Below are 21,519 nucleotides of genomic sequence, written 5' to 3'. Positions count from 1 at the left end.
CGCGCCACGCCAGAACCCCTAGTTCTTGGGGCCCTCCCAGCCACAGAGACACCATGCCCAGCGCCCTGCCCAGCCCACGCTTCGACCATTTCTACCGTTACGACGAGCTGACCGCCCTGCTGTTCGCCTACGCCGAGGCGCGGCCCAACCTGGTGTCGGTGCGCTCCATCGGCAAGAGCTACGAGGGCCGCGACATCTGGGTCGTCGTCGTGACCAACCTGGCCAGCGGCATGGACATCGACAAGCCGGCGATGTGGATCGACGGCAACATCCACGCCGCCGAGCTGACCGCCTCCACGACCTGCCTGTACTACCTGCACCAGTTGTTGAAGGAGCACGGCGGCACGTCGACCGAGGCACAGCAGATCAACCGCCTGCTGGACACGCGCACGCTCTACATCGTGCCGCGCCTGAACCCCGACGGAGCCCAGCTGGCGCTGGCCGACCGGCCGCGCCACATCCGCAGCTCCACGCGGCCCTACCCCTACACCGAGGAGCCGGCGGACGGCCTGACGGTGGAGGACATCGACGGCGACGGCCGCATCCTGACGATGCGCGTGCCCGACCCGCACGGCGGCTACAAGAAGCACGCTGGCGACCCGCGGCTGATGGTGCCGCGCGAGCCCGGCGAGTTCGGCGGTGAGTATTTCCGCCTCATCCCGGAGGGCTTCGTCAAGAACCACGACGGCCTGACCGTGAAGGTCAACTCGGACCGCGAGGGACTGGACCTGAACCGCAACTTCCCCGGCGAATGGCGCCAGGAGTTCCAGCAGCTCGGTGCCGGCCCCTACCCGACCAGCGAGCCCGAGGTGCGTGCGATGGTCGAGTTCATCACCGGCCACCCCAACATCGGCGCGGCGATCAGCTTCCACACCCACAGCGGCGTCATCCTGCGCCCCTGCGGCACGCGCAGCGACAAGGACATGACGCCCGAGGACCTGTGGCTGTTCCAGCAGTTCTCGGCGCTGGGCGAGAAGCACACCGGCTACCCGGCCGTCAGCATCTACGAGGACTTCCGCTACCACCCCAAGGACGTCATCACCGGCACGCAGGACTGGGTCTACGAGCACCTGGGCGCGCTGTTCTGGGTGGTGGAGCTGTGGTCGCCCAAGAAGGAGGCCGGCGTCGAGGAAGGCAAGTGGATCGACTGGTACCGCCAGCATCCGGTGGAGGACGACCTCAAGCTGCTGCGGTGGAGCGACGAGCACTGCGGCCGGCAGGCGCATGTGGACTGGACGCCGTTCCAGCATCCGCAGCTGGGCGCGGTCGAGATCGGCGGCTGGGACAAGATGAACTACTGGCGCAACCCGCCGCCCGCGCTGCGCGAGCGCGAGGCCGCGCGCTTTCCCGCCTGGATGACGCAGATCGCCATGAGCCTGCCCAGGCTGGAGCTGGTCCGCACCGAGGTGCGGGCGCTCGGCCCCGACATGTGGCGCGTGCGCCTGGCGGTGGCCAACGCCGGCTACCTGCCGGCCCATGTGACCCAGCGCGCGCTGGAGCGCAAGACGGTGCGCGGCGTGATGTTCGAGATCCACATGCCGTCCGGCGACCCGACCATCAGCCTGGTCAGCGGCAAGGAACGCATGGAAGGCCCGCAGTTGGACGGCCACGCCCCCAAGCAAAGCCAGCTCGCCTTCCTCGCCAACAAGCAGCCCACCGGCGACCGCGCGGTGGCCGAATGGGTGGTGCGCGCGCCGGTGGGCACGCGGCTGGCGCTGAGCGCGAGCGCGGAGCGGGCGGGCGTGGTGCGGACCGAGGTGGTGCTGGACTGATCAGTCCGCCGGCCGCTCGCCCTGCTGTGCGGCCACCACCGCGGCGCGCCACAGCCGCGCCGGGATGAAGGTGCGCAGCTGCTCCAGCGCCTTGTCGATCAGCGCAGGGTGCAGGCCATGGTCGAGATGCGGCAGCAGGTCTGCGGTCACGTCGGCGCCCAGGTCGACCAGCGACTGGGCCGCGTCGACGACATGGCGGTACGGAAAGCGCTGGTCCTCAAGACCGTGCAGCAGGTGCACGCAGACATCCTGCGGCGCATGCTCCGGGCGCGCCAGATAGCCGCCGGCAAAAGACATCACGCGGCCGACCAACTCCGGCTCGGCCTGCACCGCTTCCAGCGCCAACAGCGCGCCATCGCCGACCCCAGCCAGCGCGACGCGCTGCCAGGGCAGGCCGAGCTTGGCGGCCTCCGCGCGCAGGCGTTGGATCAACAGCGGCAGCGCCGCGGCCAGGCTCTCGACGCTGGGCGACTCCGCCGCCCACCAGCGGCAGCGGCCTTGCGGATCACGCAGCGGCGGATGCAGATTCAGCGTGACGGCGTTGGGGTACTGCGCATGCAGGGCAGCGGCCAGCGCCGCCAGCGTGTCCGGGCCGTCGGGGGCGATGCCGCTGTCTGGCAGCAGGGCGAACAGCAGGTCGGGGGCGGCCGCGTCTCGGGAAAGGCTCATTCCAGGTATTTTCGACCCTGACTGCGCCATCTCCCACAACGGCTGTGCCGTCCGATTGCCTCCGACATGCGCGTCGTCGCGGTTAGCAACCATTTCTTGACCATGACCAATGGCATGTGTCAGTCATCCAACGGGCAGGGCTCATCGTGGATCGCGCGCTCCAAACCGTTGTACTGCCCCCACGCAAATCACCATAGATAGGTGCGTGGCGATGCAGTGTTGAGACGAACAAACGACGACCGATCGCGACGTACGCGCGATTTTGCTCAGCAGTTTGACCTGATCAGAACCAATTCAACCGTTCTGACGCCTCAGTAAAGATTCCTCCAGTTGTTCGAATTTGTCATTTGGCTTGTCAAGGGGGAGATGCCTGACTTCGTTATCCACGACGGCGCTTCAGACTGCCATGACTAATTTCACCTGCCCTCACGCCCATGAAATCGTACGGACACATTCCCAAGCTCGCCGTCACGCTGACGGCCCTCGCCGCCCAGGCCTGCTGCTTTCAGGCTTTTGCCCAGGCAAACCAGCTTGAGCGGGTTGAAGTCACGGGCACCAACATCAAGCGGATTTCCCGTGAGACGGAATCACCCATCGACGTCATTACCGCCAAGGACATCCAGGCCAGCGGCGCTCGCACCGCGCTTGAAGTGATGAAGATGATCCCGTCGATCGGCAACGACGGCTATAGCGACACCGCCACCCAGAACGGCTTCTCGCGCGGCGTCGCCACTGTCTCGCTGCGCAACCAGACCGCCACATCCACATTGGTGCTGATCAACGGCCGCCGCATGACGCCGTCGGCTTACGCAAACCCGAACAACGGCACGACGACGCTGTACGACTTGAACTCCATCCCCGTGTCGGCGATCGAGCGGATTGAAGTGCTGAAGGACGGTGCTTCCGCCGTCTACGGCTCGGACGCGATGGCCGGCGTGATCAACTTCATCACTCGCAAGGACTATCAGGGCTTCGAGGTCAAAGTCTTGGCCGCCGCCAACGACGCCGGCGAATACAAGCGCCAGACGCTCAGCGCCACTGCGGGGTTCGGAGATTTCGCGACCAAGGGCTACAACATCTTCGTGGGCGTCGACTACACCCACAAGGGTCGGAGCATGGTCGGTGACAAGACGGACGAGGACATCCAAGCTGCCGACTACCGCGCCATCAACCTGCGCCGCAATCCGTACGGCAGCTTCCTCTACAACAACCAGCCCTGGTTCATCCGCGAGAACGGCGCCGTAGGCTCGCGCAGTTTCCCGCAGACCGCCGCGGTACCTGCAACCAACACGGTCAACAACGCCAACTGCCCGGACGCCGAGAAGATCGTCGGCGAAACCGCTCGCTATGGCATCACGACCAACCATCTGCTCGGCCGCACCTTCTGCAACTACAGCCTCGACCAGTTCGCAGAGATGCAGAGCCCAGGCGACGACCTGAACCTGCTGGCACGCGGCACCCTGAAGCTGGCCGAGACCATGGAGGGCTTCGCTGAGTTCATGTACAGCCGCAGCAAGCGCGAATACCTGGGTGCACCGCGCACCATCAACGGCCTGAGCCCCTCGAACAACTTCAACGGCACGGGCCTGGCAGCAAGCTTCCAGCCCATCCTTGAAATCGGCCACCCTGACAATCCCTTCACTAACGCTAACGCGCGCGCCGCCGTGCAACTGCGCTTTCCCAGCGCCCCGGGCGGCTTCGACTTGACGAACACCGGCACGCGAGCGCTGGTCGGCGTGCGTGGCACTGCTGGCACCGACATCGACTGGGAATCCGGCCTGCTGTGGAACCGTTCGGACCGCGACGAGTACTACTACGGCTTCCTGCGCCTGCCGGTGCTGCGCCAGATGCTCGGCCCGGCGTTCGGCGGCACCAACCGTTCGTTGGCCTCCATCGCCTCGGACCCAGACCTGTCCCGTCCGCTGCTCAACAGCGGCTCGGCCGAAGTGCTGCAGTGGGACGCCAAGGCCAGCACCACCGTCGGCAAGCTGCCCGGTGGAGCGATAGGCTTGGCGGGCGGCGTCGAGTTGCGGCGCGAAGCCATCGACATCAAACCCGACCCTGAAAACGTCGCCGGAAACATTCTCGGTCTGGCCAACACGGCCGTGAAGGGCTCTCGCGTCGTCAAGTCGGCCTTCGTCGAAGTCGTCGCCCCGGTGCTGAAGGGCCTGGAGCTGAACCTCGCCGGTCGCGTCGACAAGTACCCGACGCTGAAGACCAACTTTGTGCCGAAGTTCGGCGTCAAGTGGCAGGCGGCGGACACCCTGGCCTTGCGCGGCAGCTACTCGGAAGGTTTCCGGGCACCGTCAGTGTCGCAAGTGAGCCCCGGCGGCGCTCAGTTCTTCCTGAACAACCTGCGTGACCCGGTGCGCTGCAACACCGAGGCCACGCCACCAGTGCCGAAGCCGGGTGCCGAAACCGCCGACTGCGCCAAGAGCGTGGCCGGCGTGGGTGGCGGCAATCCGACCCTGAAGCCCGAGAACTCGTACAACACCTCGCTGGGCCTGCTGTTCAGCCCGACCGCTGGCGTGGACTTCGTGCTCGGCTACTGGAAGATCCGCAAGAACAACGAAGTGGCGCTGACCGACGGCCAGTCCGTGATCGACCATCCGGAGTCCTATCCTTCCGGCTCGCTGGTGCGTGACACCAACCCCAACCTGCTGCTGAACGGCCAAGCCGGCACGGGTCCGCTGCTCACCGTGTCCACGCCCTGGGTCAACCAGGGCACGACGATGACGTCGGGCATCGACTTCGAAGCCCGCACCGCCACCACCGTGATGGACGGCGTTCGCTGGAGCAATGCGCTGAATGGCCAGTACACGCTGAAGTACGAGCGTATTGAGCACCCCGGCTATGCCAAGAACAACCTGGTGGGCACCCGCGGTGGTCTCGCAGACTGGTCGACCTCTGCGCCCGACGTGCCGCGTCTCAAAATGCGCTTCACATCGTCGTTCGAAACGGCCTCGCATTCGTTGACCGGCGCGATGAACTACGTCAGCGGCCTGTCCTTCATCCGACGGATGGATGGCACCAACATCCCGGCCTCGGGGAACACCGCCGCCGTTACGCCTCTGTATTACTCGGGCACAACCTGCCATTACGGCGGCGCGCTGAACGACCAAAACCTGTTCAGCCGCTCCGTGCTTGGCTTGGCGCCCACTGCCACCAACGGCCGCGACTTGTACATCAACCGCTACCCGGGCTGCTCGATGGCCAAGTGGGTTACCTTCGACGTGGGTTACACCTACCGCGGCTTCAAGAATCTGACGTTGAGCGTAAACATCCAGAACTTCACCGACGAAAAGGCTCCCTACGACCCATTGGGCGCGACTCAGGCCGCAGCGCAGCTTGGCTACAACACCGGCATGCACAACCCCTTCGGCCGCTATTTCACGGTCTCCGCGAACTACAAGTTCTGGTGATCAAAAAGGCCGCCTCCCGGCGGCAAACGCCGCAACGCAAAAGGGCACCACGAGGTGCCCTTTTTTATTGCCGGCGGTCGAAAACGCCGGCTCGTCGTCGCGTTACAGGCAACAGGCGATCGGCTGCTGGACGCAGCAGGCCAGGCCGCCAAGCAGCTTCAGCAGGAGGAGGACGCGGCGCGGCATGGGGGGACTCTGTGCCGAGGGCGGCTCATGCCTTGAGCGTTCTCAAACCTTCATCGAAAACGGATTGAAGTCCGTCCCCCGGTCGTAGTGGTCCACGCCCTCGACGCGCTTGAGGAAGCCGACCACGCGCGCCGTGACGGGGTACATGACGGTTTCCCAGATCGTCTTGAACAGGTACTGGGCCACGATGACGGCGAAGAGCTGTTCATTCGCCCACACGCCGTAGAAGGCGATCAGGAAGAACACGCCGGTGTCGACGAATTGGCCCACGACGGTGGAGCCGACGATGCGCGCCCACAGATAGCGGCCCTGGGTCGCGATCTTCATCTTGGCCAGCACGAAGCTGTTGGCGAAGCTGCCGCACGCGAACGCGACCATGGAGCCGGCCGCGATGCGCCAGGTGTTGCCGAACACGGCCTCCAGCTGCGGCTGGTAGACGGCCATGAAGGGCGTGTCGGCCGGCGGCTGGTGCACCACCGCCCAGGCCATGAAGGCCGAGAACAGCAGTGCGCCGAAGCCGGCCCAGACGACGCGGCGGTCGTGCTTGTAGCCGTAGACCTCGGTCAGGATGTCGCCAAAGATGTAGCTGATCGGGAAGAAAAACAGGTCGGCGCCGTACGTGACGGTGCCGATGAGGGGCAGCGTCAACTGCGCCTGCTTGGCCGCGCCGATCAGGTTGGCGCACAGCAGCACGCAGACGAACGCCGCCATGATGAGGTCGTAGTACTTGTAGTGGCGGACGGGCGCGTTCATATGGCGGGTGCCCCGGTAAGCCTGAGCAGCGTCTGGTGCAGCTTGGGCGTGTCGATGGGCTTGGTCAGGAAGTCGTTCATGCCGGCGGCGAAAGCGTCGTCGCGCTCGGACACCAGCGCCGCGGCGGTCAGCGCGACGATGGGGAGTTCGTCGGCGGGGAAGTGCTTGCGCAGTTCGCGGGTGGCGTCATGCCCGCCCATGACCGGCATCTGCACGTCCATCAGCACGATGTCGAAGGGCTTGCCGACGCTGGCGGCGGCATGCACCGCTTCGATGGCCTGGCGGCCGTCACTGGCCTGCGCGACTTCCATGCCCCATTGCTCCAGTTGCGCCACGGCGATGAGCATGTTGACGGGATGGTCCTCGGCGATCAGCACGCGGCGGCCATGCAAGGCCTCGTGGGGCGCCCCGGCCGCACGCGGCTCGCGCGGCTGGTGGGCCATCGGCGCGGGTGCAGCGGGCAGCGGCAGCTCGGCCCAGAAGGTCGAGCCCTCGCCCAGCCTGCTGCGCATGCCGACCTCGCCGCCCATCAGCGTGGCGAGCTCCCGGCAGATGGACAGCCCGAGGCCGGTGCCACCGAAGCGCCGCGTCGTCGACTCGTCGGCCTGCGTGAAGGGCTGGAAGAGGCGCGCCTGCTGCTCGGCCGCAATGCCGGAACCGCTGTCCCGCACCTCGATGCGCACCCATTCGCCGGCGCTGCCCTGGCTGTTCACGGCCAGCGCCTTGACGCTGACGGTGATGCCGCCCTCGGTGGTGAACTTCAGCGCGTTGGTGAGGTAGTTGGACAGGATCTGTCGGGTGCGCAGCGGGTCGCCGAAGACCCAGCTGGGCAGCGTCGGGTCGATCTCGACGGCGAAGCTCAGGCCGCGAGCCTGCGCCAGCGTCAGGTAGGCCAGGCGGATGGATGCGAGCAGCTCGCGCAGCGAGAACGGCTGGGTCTCCAGCGTCAGGCGGCCAGCCTCGATCTTGGACAGGTCGAGGATGTCGGAGATCAGGCCCGACAGGCTCTCGGCGCTGTCCATCATCTGGTTCAGGTAGTCGCGCCGCTGTTCCTCGGAGATGTCGGGCTGCTGCGCGAGCCGGCCCAGCCCGAGCAGGCCGTTGAGCGGCGTGCGGATCTCGTGGCTGGTGTTGGCCAGGAAGGCGCTTTTGGCGCGGCTGGCGGCCTGGGCTTCGTCCTTGGCATGGGCGAGCTGGTCTTCCACGCGGCGACGCTCGGTGACGTCTTCGATGATCCAGATGGTGCCGCCGCGGCTGGGGTGGGCGGGGTCGACGGCCTGGGCCATCAGGCGGGCCAGGAAGGTCGAGCCGTCACGGCGGCGCATGGTGCGCTCGGTCTCGACCTGGCCGCCGGCCGCCAGGCGCGGGCCGAGGTCGCGGCCGACGGCCTGCCACTCCTCCACCGTTGGCCAGACGACGCTGCCGTGCTGGCCGATCAGCGCGCCGCGCTCCCAGCCGAACATGGCCTCCACGCGCGGGTTGGCCAGCACGAACTGCTGGTCCCGCGTCAGCGTGATGCCGATGGAGGCGTTCTCCAGGATGGCACCGTGCACGAGGCGTGTGCGCTCGCTTTCCGACACGTCGCGTGCGTACAGCACCAGATAGTTCTGCCCGTCCATCTCGAAGGGCGCGACCGAGACCAGCATCGAGACGGCGCCGCCGTCCTTGCGGCGGAAGCTGATGGGCACGTTGCTGGCGATGCCGTCGCGGCGGATGGCCTCGCGGATCGCGCTGCGGTCCGCCGGGTTGTGCCAGATGCCGATCTCGTCGGCCGTGCGGCCCAGCACCTCGGAGCTGGCCCAGCCGGTCAGGCTCTCGAAGGCCCTGTTGACCATCGCATAGCGCCCGCTCTCGGCCTCGGTCAGCGTGATGACGTCGGGGCTGGTGGCCACCAGGTGCGACAGCAGGCCCTCGCTGCGGCGCAGCGCGTCCTGCGCGCGGCTCTGCTCGGTCTGGTCGGTGAAGAAGGTCAGCGTGGCCGGGCCGCTGGCCGTCTCGACGCGCACGCTGGTCGCCTGCACGAGGCGTCGGCGGCGCGACAGCGTGCGCAGGCGGTACTCGGCCATCGGCTGCATCGCGCCCGGCGCCAGGCCTTCCAGGCGGGCGGCCTGCTGGCGGGCGGTCTCGTCGTCGCCCGGCTCGTAGTGGCTGAACAGGTCCTGCCCGATCATGCTGGAGCGCTGTGCATAGCCGAACATGGCCATCGCTGCCGGGTTGGCGTCGACGACACGCCCCCAGCGGTGCAGCACCAGCGGGCTGGGCGAGCGGCGGAACAGCTCGCGGTAGCGCGTCTCGGTGGCGTGCACGGTCTGCTCGGCCGCCACCTCCTGCGTCACGTCCCGGCCCACGCCCCAGTAGCCGCGGAAGTTGCCCTGTACATCGAAGCGCGGCTCGCCGCTGATGGACACCCAACGCGTGCCGCCGTCGGTGCCGATGCGGCGCGCGACGATGCCGTGGAAGGGCCGGTGCGATTCGAGGTCGGCGCGGTGGGCGTCGAGCTCGTCGTCCGAAATGCCCAGGCCGCCGATCTCCCACGGCGTCTTGCCCAGGCGCGCGCTCAGGTCCAGGCCCGAGCTGCCGGGCCGCTCCTCGGCCACATGGGTGAAGCGGAACTCGCGGTCCATCTCCCAGTACCAGTCCACCGCCATGCCGAGCAGGCCACGGAAGCGCGCCGTGCGCTCGTCGGCCTCCGCCAGCGAGCGCTTGACCATCTTCAACAGCCCGATGCCGGCCACCAGGCCCGAGCCCAGCAGCGCGAACTGCAGCGTGGCGCGCAGCGCCAGGCTGGCCGAGGCGCCCGAATGCGTGGCCCAGCCCAGCGCCTCGGCGGCGCCCAGGCCCAGCAACGCCAGGCTGGCCAGCGCCGTCAGCACGGCGCCGGTGACGAGGCCCAGCAGGCCGGTCGCGAAGGCGATGACCAGGCTCATCGCCGGCAGGCTCAGCGACCACAGGCCCAGGTCGCGCGACACCGCGACGACGACCGGCAGCGCCAGCACCAGCGTCAGCATGGCCAGCGAGACCAGGAACTGCTCCTGGCGGCGCGGCCCGCGCGAGATCGAGATGAGGCGCAGCAGCGCGAGCGCCGCGATCAACAACGCCAGCGCCGGCGGCACCCAGCCGCCCGCCCACTCATGCGGCTGGCGGGTGAACCACAGCAGCAGCGCGACCGGCACCAGGATCGGCGCGCAGGCCAGCATGAACACGCGCGATGCATGCCAGCGCATGCTGCTCTGCAGGCGCAGGCGCTGCTGCTCGGGCGGCGCTGCATGGCCGACCAGGCTGCTGAGGTCGTCGTCGGCGCGCGGCATGTCAGCGCCGCCCGGCCGCCCGCAGGGGCTGCAACACCGCCTCGGGAGCCAGCGAGCGGCGTGCGACTGCGCGTGTGTACTGGCTCATGCTCAGGCCAGGCTTGCTCGGGTGGCCTCGGCGACGGCGCGCGCACGCGCGGCGAAGTCGGCGCCGTGCCCGGCATAGAGGACGGCGCGCGAGGAGTTGACGATGAGCGGCGCGCTGCGGCCCGCCGCCTGCACGACGGCCGCGGCATCACCGCCCTGCGCGCCCACGCCCGGCACCAGCAGCGGCAACGTCGGCGCGAGTTCTCGCACGCGGGCGATCTCGGCCGGGTAGGTGGCGCCGACGACGAGGCCCAGCTGGCCGTTGCGGTTCCACTGTGTCTCGGCGAGGTGCGCCAGGTGCTCGAACAGGCGCGGCTGCCCGGGCACGTCGGCCAGGCGCTGCATCTGCCAGTCGTCGCCGCCAGGGTTGGACGTGCGGCACAGCAGGATGACGCCCTTGCCTTCGTAGGCCAGATAGGGCTCGACTGAGTCGAAGCCCATGAAGGGCGACAGCGTCACGGCGTCGGCCTGGTAGCGCTCGAAGGCCTCGCGGGCGTACTGCTCGGCGGTGGAGCCGATGTCGCCACGCTTGGCGTCGAGGATGACGGGCACACCGGGTGCGACCTCGTGGACGTGGGCGATCAGCCGTTCCAGCTGCGCTTCCGCGCGATGGGCGGCGAAATAGGCGATCTGCGGCTTGAAGGCGCAGACCAGGTCCTTGGTGGCGTCGACGATGGCCGCGCAGAAATCGAAGATCCGGGACGCGTCGCCGGCCCAGGCGCCCGGCAGCTTGGCCGGCTCGGGGTCGAGGCCTACGCAGAGGCGGGAGTGGGAGCAGGCTTGCAGCTGGGCGATGAAAGTCATGGCGGGCGATTGTCGGGGTTGGCTCGCGCCCAGGGCATTGCCGGATGCCCTCGGACGCGGGCGTTCAGACGGACACCATCTGCCCGTTCAGCACGAATTCGGCAAAGGCAGCGGCAGGCAGCGGCCGACTGAACAGGTAGCCCTGCACGGCCTCGCAGCCGTGGCGGCGCAGGAAGTCGAGCTGGCCCGCCGTCTCGACGCCTTCGGCCAGCGTCTGCAGGCCCAGGGCGCCGGCCATGCGGATGACGGCGTCGACGATGGCGCGGTCTTCGGCGTCCTCGGTCAGGTCGCGCACGAAGGACTGATCGATCTTGAGCTTGCCGACGCGGAACTTCTTCAGGTAGCTCAGCGACGAGTAGCCGGTGCCGAAGTCGTCGATGGACAGGCGCACGCCGCGCGCATGCAGGTCGTTCATCACGGTGATGGCCACCGCCGGGTTGTCCATCGCGGCGCCTTCGGTCAGCTCCAGCTCCAGGCGCTCGGCCGGCATGCCGAGTTCGCCCAGCACGCGCGCGACGAGCTCGGGCAGGTCGTCGTGGCGGAACTGCACGGCCGACAGGTTGACGGCCATGGTCAGCTCGGGCAGGCCGGCGGCGTCCCAGCGACGCAGCTGCGACAGCGCCTCGCGCAGCACCCATTCGCCGATCGGCAGGATGAGACCGGTGGCCTCGGCGATGGGAATGAACTCGGCCGGCGACACCCAGCCCAGCTCCGGGTGGTGCCAGCGCAGCAGGGCTTCGGCACCGAGGATGCGCGCCGCGCCGCCGGCGCCGTATTCGCCATCGCCGCCATCGGCGTCGAGTGCGAACTGCGGCTGATAGTGCAGGCTGAGCTGATCGCGCTCCAGCGCTCGGCGCAGCGCGTTCTCCAGCTGCAGTGCGCGCGCCGACTGAGCCTGCATCTCGCTGGTGAAGAAGCGATAGGCGTTGCGGCCATCCTTCTTGGCGCGGTACATGGCCGCATCGGCGCACTTGAACAGCATGTCGAAGTCGTCGCCGTCGGTCGGGAACATCGCGATGCCCATGGACGGCGTCACCGTCAGCTCCTGCTGGTCGACCTGGAACGGCGCGCTGGCCAGGGCCATCAGCTTGGTGGCGAGGTGGGCAGCACCGGCGATGTCGGTCAGCGGCAGCACCAGGACGAATTCATCGCCGCCGGTGCGCGCCACCGTGTCCTGCTCGCGCACCGCCCCGCGCAGGCGGGCGGCGAGCTGCGTCAGCAGCGTGTCGCCGATGCGGTGGCCGAGCGAGTCGTTGACGTTCTTGAAATGGTCCAGGTCGAGGAAGAGCACGGCCAGCGGCTCGTCGCCGCGGCGGGCGATGTCGATGGCCTGGCTGGCGCGGTCGGCCAGCAGGTGGCGGTTGGGCAGGCCGGTCAGCGCGTCGAACATGGCCAGCCGCTGGGCGCGCGCCTCCGCGGCCTGCTGCTCGGCGACCTTCAGCTCCAGCGCGGCGACGGTCTGGCTGAGCTGCTCGGTGCGCTGCGCCACCAGCGCCTCCAGTTGCGCCTTGGCCTGCACCAGCTCCAGCTCGGCCTGCTTGCGCGCCGAGATGTCCTGCGTGATCCAGATCGAGCCACGCGACAGATCGCTGCGGTCGATGGCCTTGCTGCGCACTTCGCACCAGACGGGCGTGCCGTCCTTGCGGCCCAGCAGCATCTCGGCATGGAAGGCGTCGCCGCGAGCGAGCGGCGCATAGCACTGGTCCCCGGCGGCCTTCCAGGCTTCGTCGGACAGGTACCAGACGCGTGACAGCTGGCCGTCCAGCTCGCCAGGCTCGTAGCCGAACAGCTGCTCGAAGGCGCGGTTGCAGCGCGTCACGCGGCGGCCGCGCAGGAAGACGATGCCGACCATCGCATGGTCGAAGATCAGCTGCTGCTCGGCATGCAGGTCGTACAGCGCGGCGTCGGCCAGCTTGCGCTCGTGGATGTCGTCGACGATCCAGATCGAGCCGGCGGCCGGGTCGTCGGCATGGACGAGGCGGCCGGTCAGGTGGGCCCAGAACAGCTCGCCGTTCTGGCGCCGCATCAGTTGCTCGCCGCGAAAGGTTTCGCCGGTGGCCAGCACCGGATAGGCGCGGGCGCCCAGGCTGCGCGCGGCGTCCTCGGTTTCGTAGAGCCCGGCGCTCGGGGTGCCGGCGGCGGCCTCCGGGCTGTCGAAGCCGAAGATCTCGGCGTAGCGCTGGTTGCAGCGCACCACCATGCGCGACTTCACGAACACGATGCCCACGCCGGCATTGGCCAGGATGACGTCCAGCTCGCGCAAGACCTGGCTGAGCGCGGGTGTGTCGCTGGGGTCGGGCGCGGGGCTCATGAAGGGCGGGTGGGGCGGCGGGCGGGCGTGGCGCTGGGAGTTCCGGGCATGAACCGGTTATTGTCTTGTTTCATGCACATCCTGGACACCGAACGCTTGGCGCTGCGTGAATTCACACCGCAAGACGCGCCCTTCCTGCTGCGCCTGGTCAACGAGCCGGGCTGGCTTCGCAACATCAATGACCCCGGCGTGCGCAGCGTCGACGACGCGCTGGCTTGGGCCCAGGGCCGGCTCTTCAAGGCCTACCGCGAGCTGGGCCACGGCTTCTGGGCGCTGCAGCGCCGTGAGGACGGCGTGCTCGTCGGCATGTGCGGCCTGTTCAAGCGCCCGGCACTGCCCGAGCCCGACCTGGGCTACGCGCTGTTGGCCGAGCACGAGGGCCGCGGCTATGCGCTGGAGGCGGCGCACGCCTGCGTGGCGCATGCCAGGAGCGCGCTGGGCTGGCGCACGTTGATGGCCATCACGGCCATCGACAACCCGCGCAGCACCGGCCTGCTCGCCAAGCTGGGCTTCATCGAGCAGGGCCAGGAGATGCTGGAGGGCTACAACGAGCCCTCGCGCGTGTTCCGCCTGGTGCTTTAGGTCAGCGGGCGGCGCCGCGCTGATGCCACACCGGGCTGCCCCGAAGGCGGCTTAGATGCGCCGTGCCAGGTCTTGCGCCAGGCCGGTGTAGCTGCCCGGGCTCAGCTTCAGCAGGCGGGCCTTCTCGCCCTTGGGCAGGTCCAGCCCCTCGATGAAGGTCTGCAGCGACTCGCGCGTGATCGCCTTGCCGCGGGTCAGCTCCTTGAGCTGCTCGTAGGGGTTGGGCAGGCCGTAGCGGCGCATGACGGTCTGGATGGGCTCGGCCAGCACTTCCCAGGCGGCGTCGAGGTCGTCGGCCAGCGCGGCCTCGTTGACCTCCAGCTTGCCCAGGCCCTTGGCCAGCGAGTCGTAGCCCAGCAGCGCGTAGCCCAGGCCCACGCCCATGTTGCGCAGCACCGTGGAGTCGGTCAGGTCGCGCTGCCAGCGGCTCACCGGCAGCTTCTGCGAGAGGTGGGTCAGCACCGCGCTGGCCAGGCCGAAGTTGCCTTCCGCGTTCTCGAAGTCGATGGGGTTGACCTTGTGCGGCATCGTCGAGCTGCCGATCTCGCCCGCCTTGGTGCGCTGCTTGAAGTAACCCAGCGAGATGTAGCCCCAGACGTCGCGGGCCCAGTCGATCAGGATGGTGTTGGCGCGGGTGAACGCGTCGAACAGCTCGGCCATGTAGTCGTGCGGCTCGATCTGGATGGTGTACGGGTTGAACGTCAGCTTGAGCTGCTTCTCGATGACGGTCTTGGAGAACTGCTCCCAGTCGTGCTTGGGCCAGGCCGACAGGTGGGCGTTGAAGTTGCCGACTGCGCCGTTCATCTTGGCCAGCGGCTTCACGGCCGCGATGCGAGCACGCGCCGTGACCAGGCGGGCGACGACGTTGGCGATCTCCTTGCCCACCGTCGTCGGGCTGGCCGTCTGGCCATGCGTGCGGCTCAGCATCGGTACCGCGGCGAACTGGTGCGCCATCTTGCGCAGCGTCGCGACGATGCCGTCCAGCGCCGGCAGCATGACCTCGTCGCGTGCGGCCTTCAGCATCAGCGCATGGCTGGTGTTGTTGATGTCCTCGCTGGTGCAGGCGAAGTGCACGAACTCCGACGCTGCCAGCAGTTCGGGCTGGCCTTCGAAGCTGCGCTTGATCCAGTACTCCACGGCCTTCACGTCGTGGTTGGTCGTGCGCTCGATGGCCTTGATCTCTTCCGCATCGGCCTCGGAGAACTTCTTCACGAGCCGGCGCAGGCGCGAGCGCGCGGCGGACGACAGCGGCTTGAACTCCTTGAAGCCGGCGTCCGACAGCGCGATGAACCACTCCACCTCGACCTGCACGCGGCGGTGCATCAGCCCGTACTCGGACAGCAGCGGGCGCAACGCGGCGACCTTGGCGGCATAGCGGCCGTCCAGCGGCGAGAGGGCGCTGATGGCGGAGTATTCGGACGTGGTCATGGCGGGCCGGCGGGTCGTGGAAAACCCGCGATTCTAGTTTTGGGGTGCGGCCGGCCCTTCGGCCTTGAAGAAGGCGATGCGCTCGCTGTCGGCAGGGTGGGCGCGGAACGCAATCGCCAGCGGGCTCTCGGCGGACTCGCCGTACCTCTTGCGAATGCGCTCGAAAAAGACCGCCATGCGGGCCGGATCGACGCCACTGCGGCGCGCCAGCTCGCGGGCGAAGGCGTCGGCCTCGCGCTCGTGGTCGCGCCGGTAGCCGTTGGTGGCCAGCACCAGCGGCAGACCGTTCAGGAAGCTGGAGTAGTCGCCCAGCCACAACGCAGCTGCCGCGGCCACCACGCCGGCGCGAACGCCCGTCCGCATGCCATGGCGGTGCTGCACGTGGCCGGCCTCATGGGCCAGGATGGTCAGCACCGTGTCGGGCTCATCCTTCAGCAGCTCGATCAGTTCGTCCGTCACGCACATCTGGCCGCCGGGCAACGCAAAGGCGTTGGGGCCCAGCAATGCCGTCGTGCGGCGGAAGTGCAGCTGCCAGTGCTCAGGCACGGCCATGCCTGAGGCACGCCCGCTGGCCAGCATGCGGGAAAAGCGCTCGCGCCAGGCCTGCTGCTCGGCCTCGCTGAGCTGGCTGGGCCGCAGCCACTGCTTGTCGACCATCACCATGACCTGATCGCCAATGGGCTGCTCGGCGCTGAGCGGGATGCGCTCGACGAGCCGATCGCTCGCCCACGGCAGGCCCCACCGCCAGCCCGCCGCGAACAAGGTGGTGACAAGGGCCAGCGCGATCAGCGCCAGCTTCCAGCTGAGCTGCCAGCGCTCGATGAGCCCCGGCCGGTGTCCGGTGGCATCGGCCCAGGCGTCGAAGGCGGCAGCATCGGGAAAGCTGAGCACGCCGCCGCCCTCCAGCACCATCAGCCGCCGGCCGTGCCGCAGCCGTTCCGGCCATTGCACGCGGTGCAGCGGCAGCTGCTGGCCGCCGAAGTGCAGCTGGCCGTCCTGAAGCCGCACCTCGACGGGCTGCGCGAGGCCTTGCTGGCCGTCGAACCAGTGGGCGAAAAGGAAAGCGGCTGCGCTCATAGCCCGACGTCCATGCCAAAGAAGTCGCCCGCGACGTCGCCGGAGGCGTCGGCGTGCCGGCCGGCACGCGAGGCCGTCCAGGTCGCGGGGTCGGTGCTGCTGGCTATGCGCACGGCCTGCAATCGCAAGCGCGTCGTCGCCATCGCCGCGAATGGCCGGTACAGGCCCAGCGTGAGGACGATCAACAGCCAGTTCCTGAGGTTCAGCCGGGTCAGGCCCGTCAACTCGCTGTGGAAGCGCAGCGAGGCACTGCGGGTGTTGCCCCAGACGAGGTTCTGGATGCGCGCCGCGTAATAGGGCAACAGGCCGCCGGCGCCGAACAGGTAGAGCAGGCCGACACAAGCCAGTCCGAAGTAGCTTCGGGCGCTCTTCGCTTCGACACCACCAAAGTGAGCCAGGACCAGCAGGCAACCCGTGACGATGGCCGCCGCCACTATCGCCAGCAGGAACATCGCCACCCCGGCCATGACCGTTTTGAATCCGATGAAGTAGACCGACCGCGTGCGCAGCACGATCTCGCTGCGCTCGCCGGCGACGCGGTAGCCCCGGTGCTGGTAGCGCTTGAGAAGCACGGTGGACCACGGCGCCATCAGGCACAGCAGAGCCAGCGTCACCGCGAACCAGAACTGGCTGTTGACACCAGGATCACTGCTGGGGCCCTGCCCGTCGGGCACCAGGGCCGTCAGCACTGCCATCGGGATGTACACAGGCAGGTGAGCGAGATAGGCGCCGGTGAGCGAGCCCTCAAACCCGAAGCGCAGCCCACGCCAGCTCGTGTTGCCGAGGCGGAACTGCATCGATGCCCGCCACAGCGCCGGCCACACGACGCACAGCAGCACGAATGCCGGCAATGCCGCCGCGGGCGCGAACTCGCCGGCCAAGGTGTAGGCCAGCATCAGCACGGCCAGCAACACGAAGCCGCGGAACATCTTCCCGGCATCGCCGTGGAAGGCCAGCGCCTCCCCGTCGATCAGGGTGTTGGCGTAGAGATAGCGGATGCGCCGGATCTTGGCGAACGGCAGATAGAGCCCGCAGCTCAGCAGGATGAGCAACAGATTGATTGCCCAGATGCGGAAGTATTCGCTGCCGGAGCCGGTGAAGCGGACCTCCAGAACACGCGCCACAGGCTCGGCGTTCGGCGTGGGCTGATCGGCCGTCGTCGGGACGGCTGCGGCGGTGTTCATGGAAACTCCCTGAGTGAAGACGCCGCCGTCTGCTGCGGTGGCTGCCCGCGACTGTGGCATGGCCGCCAGCTCAGCCCGCGAAGTGATTGTTCACCGTTGACTGAAGAAGGCCACGCGCTCCGCGTCGGCGGGGTGGGTGGAGATCGCGATGGCCACCGGGCTGTCGCCCACGCCCGCGTGCTTCTTGGCCAGGCGCTCGAAGAACACCGCCATGCGCGAGGTGTCGGCGCCGCCCGCACGGGCCAGCGTGCGGCCATAAAGATCAGCCTCGCGCTCGTTGTCGCGCGAATAGGCGTTGCTCGCCAGCACGGCCGGCGCGGCGGCCAGCAGGGTCGAAAAGTCACCGACGACGACCGAGGCGACGACGCTGATCGCGCCCGCCCGCAGCACCAGCCGCAGGCCGTGCCGGTGCTGCACATGGCCGAGTTCATGCGCCAGCACCGTCATCACCGCGTCGGGCTCGTCGGCCAGCAGTTCCAGCAGCGCGTCGGTGATGACGATGTCGCCGCCCGGCAGTGCAAAGGCGTTCGGGCCGAGCGCCTTGCCGCCGTCGCGGAAATGGATTTCGAAGCGCTCGGGCACAGCCACGCCGCCCTCGCGGCGCGCGCGCTGCAGCATGCCGCTCCAGCGGTCCTGCCAGGCACGCTGCTGCGCTGGCGTCAGGCGGCTGGGCTCGAGCCACTCGCCGTCCAGGCTGCCCAGCAGATGCTCGCCCAGCGCCTGCTCGACGCGGCCCGGCAGCGCGTCGACCAGGTTGTCCACCGCCCAGGGCAGGCCCCAGCGATAGCCGGCAGCCAGGGCGGCCACCAGCAAGACCAGCGACAGCAGTGCCAGCCGCCAGCTCTGCTGCCACCGCACGACGGCGCTGTCGCCTTGTCCGGACGCGCGTGCCCAGGTGTCGAAGGCCGCCGCGTCGGCGAAGCTCAACAGGCCGCCGCCGGGCAGCAGGACCTGGCGCTGGCCGTGGCGCTGGCGCTCCGGCCAGGTCAGGCCGGCCAGCGGCGCGCTGTGGTCGCCGAAGTGCAGCGTCTTGCCGTCCAGCCAGACCTCCACCGGGCGCGCCCGGCCGCTGCGGCCGTCGAACCAGTCGCCGTTCAGCCGCGGTGCCTCCGCCATCACAGCCCCATGTCGATGCCGAAGAAGTCGCCGGCGATGTCGCCGGTCGCGTCCGCGTGCCCGGCGCGGGCGGCGGCCACCCAGTCGGCCGGGTCTTCATCGCAGCCGATGCGGACGGCCTCCAGCCGCAGTTGCGCGGTGGCGACCGCGGCGAACGGGCGGTACAGGCTCAACGTCAGCGCGGTCAGCAGCCAGTTCTTCAGCGTCAGGGCGAACAGGCTGCGGAACTTCAGCGTGCTCCTGAAGCCCAGCGCCTGGCTGCGCGTGCCGTTCCACGCCAGGTTCTGCATGCGCGCGGCGCCGTAGGGCATGACGACGGCGAACATCAGCAGGTAGCCCAGGCCGACGCCGATGCCGAGCGCCACCGTGCCCAGCAGCGCGCGGTTCGGGCCGCCCATGCCGCGCGCGAGGCCGACGGCCGCCGCCGCCAGCACACCCGTCAGGAGCATTGGCAGCAGCGCCATGCCGGCGGTCTTGAGCGCCAGCAGGTAGACCTTGGCCGTCGACAGCTTCACGCGGCCGTCCTGGCCGGCGATGCCATAGCCGTTGTGCTGGTAGCGCTTGAACAGCGCGAAGGACCAGGGCGCGAACAGCGTCATGCAAAGCGCGCCGACGCCGTACAACAAGACTGCGGGCGTGAACCCTGCCGCGGCGGTCGCAGCGGTGTCACGGCCGATCAGCAACCCGCCGCCGACGAGGGCGATGGCGGGCAGGTAGCTCGGGGCACTGGCCAGGTAGGCGTCCGTGAGCGAGCCGTCGAAGCGCATGCGCAGGCCGCGCCAGCTGGTGTTGCCCAGGCGGAACTGCAGCGAGGCACGCCACAGCGCCGGCCACACGGCGCACAAGATCAGGAAGGCGACGAAGGCCGCCGTGGACGAGAAGTGCCCCGCGGCGCTGTAGGTGCCCATCAGCACGATGAGCAGCAGGAAGCCGCGGAACATCTTCCACGGGTCGCCGTGGAAGCTCAGCGCCTGGCCGTCGACCAGGGTGTTCGCATAGAAATAACGGATGCGCCGCGCCTTGGCGAAGGGCAGGTACAGGCCCAGCGTGACGAGGATGAGCAGCAGGTTGACCGACCAGATGCGGAAGTACTCGCTGCCCGAACCCGTGAAGCGGATTTGGAGGACACGCGGCGCAGGTGGCAAAGGGGTGCAAGCCACGGCAGGGGCGGCGGGGACGGCAGGAACTGCGTCTGGGTCGTGCATGGGATCTCCCTGAATGATGGCCGCCGTCTGCTGCGGCGGGCCGGGCAGCACTCTGGCGGCGCGCCGCGCCGCTGGCAAGCCCCGTCTGGGGTGGCCTGTCGGCCCCAGCCGACAGGCCTTTTTCACGGCCGGCCCGCAGAGGGCCGCTCGCTAGAATCGTTTCGACCTGTGACCCGTGTTTGCCCCTATGACCGCGATGAAGTTGATCGGTTCGCTCACCAGCCCTTACGTGCGCAAGGTGCGCATCGTGATGGCCGAGAAGAAGCTCGATTACCAATTGGTGCTTGAAGATGTCTGGGGTAGCGATGCGATCCTGAAGATGAACCCGCTGGGCAAGGTGCCCTGCCTCGTCATGGAGGGCCAGGACTCGATCACCGGCGCCGTGTTCGATTCGCGCGTCATCGTCGAGTACATGGACACGCTCTCACCGGTGGGCCGGCTCATCCCCGAGCGCGGCCGCGAGCGCTGCGAGGTGCGCACCTGGGAAGCGCTGGCCGACGGCATCATGGACGCCGGCATCCTCGCGCGCATGGAGCGCGCCTGGGCGCACCGCCCGGCGGAACAGCGCAGCCCCGCCTGGATCGCCCGCCAGATGGGCAAGGTCAATGCCGCGCTGGCTGCCATGAGCCAGGGTTTGGCCGAGAAGCCCTGGTGCTCGGGCAACCATTTCTCGCTGGCCGACATCGCGGTGGGCTGCGCGCTGGGCTGGCTGGAGTTCCGATTCCCCGAGATCACCTGGCGCGAGACCTATCCCAACCTGGCCCGCCACATGGACAAGCTCTCGCAACGCCAGAGCTTCGCCGATACCGTCCCGGTGGCCTGAGCACCGCGGGACGGCCTCTCAGGCGATCAGCAGTTCGCGCGAGCGCACGTGCAGCAGGCGCACCACGCGCCAGATGCGGCGCTCGATCTCCGCCAGGTCCAGCTTCCACAGCGTCACGATCTCGGCCAGCAGCAGGCCCTGCGCCAGCAGCGTCAGCAGATGGCGGCTGGCCTGGTCGATCTGCCGCCCGGCGGGGCTGGCGTCGCGCGCGGCCGGGGCCAGGCTGGCGATGGCCAGGGGGCTGCGCTCGATGCCGAAGGCGGCCAGCGCCTGCCGGGCGAGCAACGGGCTGAACGCCGCGCGGCGGTCATGCAAACGCTGCAAGGCCTCGACGAGGCCAGTGCCGCTGCCGTTGTCGACGTGATAGGCGTTGGCGCCGGCGCTGAGGGCGGCGAAAAGCTGCAGGTCGTCGGCCGTCGGCGTCAGCAGCAGCAATTGCGGACGCACCGGCAGGCGGCCGAGTTCGTGGGCGACGCGCATCGCATGGGTGTCCGCCAGGCGCAGGTCGCTGGCGACGATGTCAGGCGCGAGCGTGGCGATTTCATCGAGGGCATCCGTCAGGTGGCTGCCGCTGCCGGCCAGTTCGATGCCCGCCGCCTGCAGCAGCTGCGAGCGCGTGCGCTGCAGCATGGGTTCGCTGAGACGGAGGAGGTAGACGGTGGGCATGTGCTGGCGATGTAACCGCCAAGATTGTGCGCGTTTTGACCCCGCATCCCCCTAACTTGAAACCGTCACCCCCCGCGTCCAGGCGGTGCAAACGGGCCCCTCGTCCAAGGTGTCGCTTGGCCGCGC

The 21,519-nt window shown here is 68.7% G+C and carries 15 protein-coding genes; 4 read left to right on the top strand and 11 right to left on the bottom strand.

What is annotated here, in order from left to right:
• Nucleotides 1-53 precede the first annotated feature (53 nt).
• Nucleotides 54-1,772 (top strand): M14 family metallopeptidase, encoded by a 1,719-nt coding sequence (locus tag ASD35_RS00375; RefSeq protein WP_056872924.1) that lies wholly within the window; start codon nucleotides 54-56, stop codon nucleotides 1,770-1,772.
• Here the strand turns inward: ASD35_RS00375 and ASD35_RS00370 are convergent, their stop codons facing one another.
• Entirely contained in the window at nucleotides 1,773-2,441 is a 669-nt protein-coding gene (locus tag ASD35_RS00370; protein ID WP_056872923.1) for a hypothetical protein, read from the bottom strand.
• Nucleotides 2,442-2,875: 434 nt separating this feature from the next.
• Between ASD35_RS00370 and ASD35_RS00365 the strand changes: the two genes are divergently transcribed.
• Nucleotides 2,876-5,863 carry a TonB-dependent siderophore receptor gene (locus ASD35_RS00365; RefSeq protein ID WP_056872922.1) on the top strand — a complete coding sequence of 996 codons (2,988 nt, stop codon included), beginning with the start codon at nucleotides 2,876-2,878 and terminating at the stop codon, nucleotides 5,861-5,863.
• Nucleotides 5,864-6,091: 228 nt separating this feature from the next.
• On the opposite strand, the gene ASD35_RS00360 is transcribed toward ASD35_RS00365, so the two are convergent.
• The 4 genes from ASD35_RS00360 to ASD35_RS00345 form a co-directional block, all read right to left on the bottom strand.
• Nucleotides 6,092-6,802 carry a queuosine precursor transporter gene (locus ASD35_RS00360; RefSeq protein ID WP_056872921.1) on the bottom strand — a complete coding sequence of 237 codons (711 nt, stop codon included), beginning with the start codon at nucleotides 6,800-6,802 and terminating at the stop codon, nucleotides 6,092-6,094.
• Complete coding sequence (locus tag ASD35_RS00355; protein WP_056872920.1) at nucleotides 6,799-10,110, bottom strand: PAS domain S-box protein; 3,312 nt, start codon at nucleotides 10,108-10,110, stop codon at nucleotides 6,799-6,801. The genes ASD35_RS00360 and ASD35_RS00355 overlap by 4 nt, the downstream gene beginning before the upstream one ends.
• 90 nt (nucleotides 10,111-10,200) lie before the next feature.
• Nucleotides 10,201-11,001, bottom strand: a complete 801-nt coding sequence (gene pyrF, locus ASD35_RS00350) for an orotidine-5'-phosphate decarboxylase (protein WP_056872919.1) — start codon at nucleotides 10,999-11,001, stop codon at nucleotides 10,201-10,203.
• Between the two features lie 64 nt (nucleotides 11,002-11,065).
• Nucleotides 11,066-13,312 (bottom strand): bifunctional diguanylate cyclase/phosphodiesterase, encoded by a 2,247-nt coding sequence (locus ASD35_RS00345; protein WP_056872918.1) that lies wholly within the window; start codon nucleotides 13,310-13,312, stop codon nucleotides 11,066-11,068.
• A 72-nt stretch (nucleotides 13,313-13,384) separates the two neighbouring features.
• Here ASD35_RS00345 and ASD35_RS00340 point away from each other — a divergent pair, with 72 nt between their 5' ends.
• Nucleotides 13,385-13,894 carry a GNAT family N-acetyltransferase gene (locus ASD35_RS00340; RefSeq protein WP_056872917.1) on the top strand — a complete coding sequence of 170 codons (510 nt, stop codon included), beginning with the start codon at nucleotides 13,385-13,387 and terminating at the stop codon, nucleotides 13,892-13,894.
• Nucleotides 13,895-13,945: 51 nt separating this feature from the next.
• Here the strand turns inward: ASD35_RS00340 and purB are convergent, their stop codons facing one another.
• From purB to ASD35_RS00315, 5 genes are all read right to left on the bottom strand, one after another.
• Nucleotides 13,946-15,322: an adenylosuccinate lyase gene (purB, locus tag ASD35_RS00335; protein ID WP_056872916.1), complete on the bottom strand. Its 1,377-nt coding sequence runs from the start codon at nucleotides 15,320-15,322 to the stop codon at nucleotides 13,946-13,948.
• Nucleotides 15,323-15,355: 33 nt separating this feature from the next.
• Nucleotides 15,356-16,399: a M48 family metallopeptidase gene (locus ASD35_RS00330; protein WP_056872915.1), complete on the bottom strand. Its 1,044-nt coding sequence runs from the start codon at nucleotides 16,397-16,399 to the stop codon at nucleotides 15,356-15,358.
• A complete protein-coding gene (locus tag ASD35_RS00325; RefSeq protein WP_056872914.1) occupies nucleotides 16,396-17,583 on the bottom strand; it encodes a YjgN family protein in 1,188 nt (395 codons plus the stop codon). Before ASD35_RS00325 ends, ASD35_RS00330 begins: the two co-directional genes overlap by 4 nt.
• 90 nt (nucleotides 17,584-17,673) lie before the next feature.
• On the bottom strand, nucleotides 17,674-18,699 hold the full coding sequence (locus ASD35_RS00320; protein WP_056872913.1) for a M48 family metallopeptidase: 1,026 nt from the start codon (nucleotides 18,697-18,699) through the stop codon (nucleotides 17,674-17,676).
• The gene (locus tag ASD35_RS00315) at nucleotides 18,699-19,904 is read right to left on the bottom strand and encodes a YjgN family protein (protein ID WP_082579784.1); all 1,206 of its coding nucleotides are present in this window, start codon (nucleotides 19,902-19,904) and stop codon (nucleotides 18,699-18,701) included. The genes ASD35_RS00320 and ASD35_RS00315 overlap by 1 nt, the downstream gene beginning before the upstream one ends.
• 196 nt (nucleotides 19,905-20,100) lie before the next feature.
• Here ASD35_RS00315 and ASD35_RS00310 point away from each other — a divergent pair, with 196 nt between their 5' ends.
• On the top strand, nucleotides 20,101-20,727 hold the full coding sequence (locus ASD35_RS00310; protein WP_056873387.1) for a glutathione S-transferase family protein: 627 nt from the start codon (nucleotides 20,101-20,103) through the stop codon (nucleotides 20,725-20,727).
• Nucleotides 20,728-20,745: 18 nt separating this feature from the next.
• Here ASD35_RS00310 and ASD35_RS00305 read toward each other — a convergent pair whose 3' ends face one another.
• Nucleotides 20,746-21,393 (bottom strand): response regulator transcription factor, encoded by a 648-nt coding sequence (locus ASD35_RS00305; protein ID WP_056872911.1) that lies wholly within the window; start codon nucleotides 21,391-21,393, stop codon nucleotides 20,746-20,748.
• Nucleotides 21,394-21,519 lie beyond the last annotated feature (126 nt).

The organism is Pelomonas sp. Root1444 (genome assembly GCF_001426885.1).
Lineage (GTDB): Bacteria > Pseudomonadota > Gammaproteobacteria > Burkholderiales > Burkholderiaceae_C > Pelomonas.
This window is presented reverse-complemented; position numbering and strand designations above follow the sequence as displayed.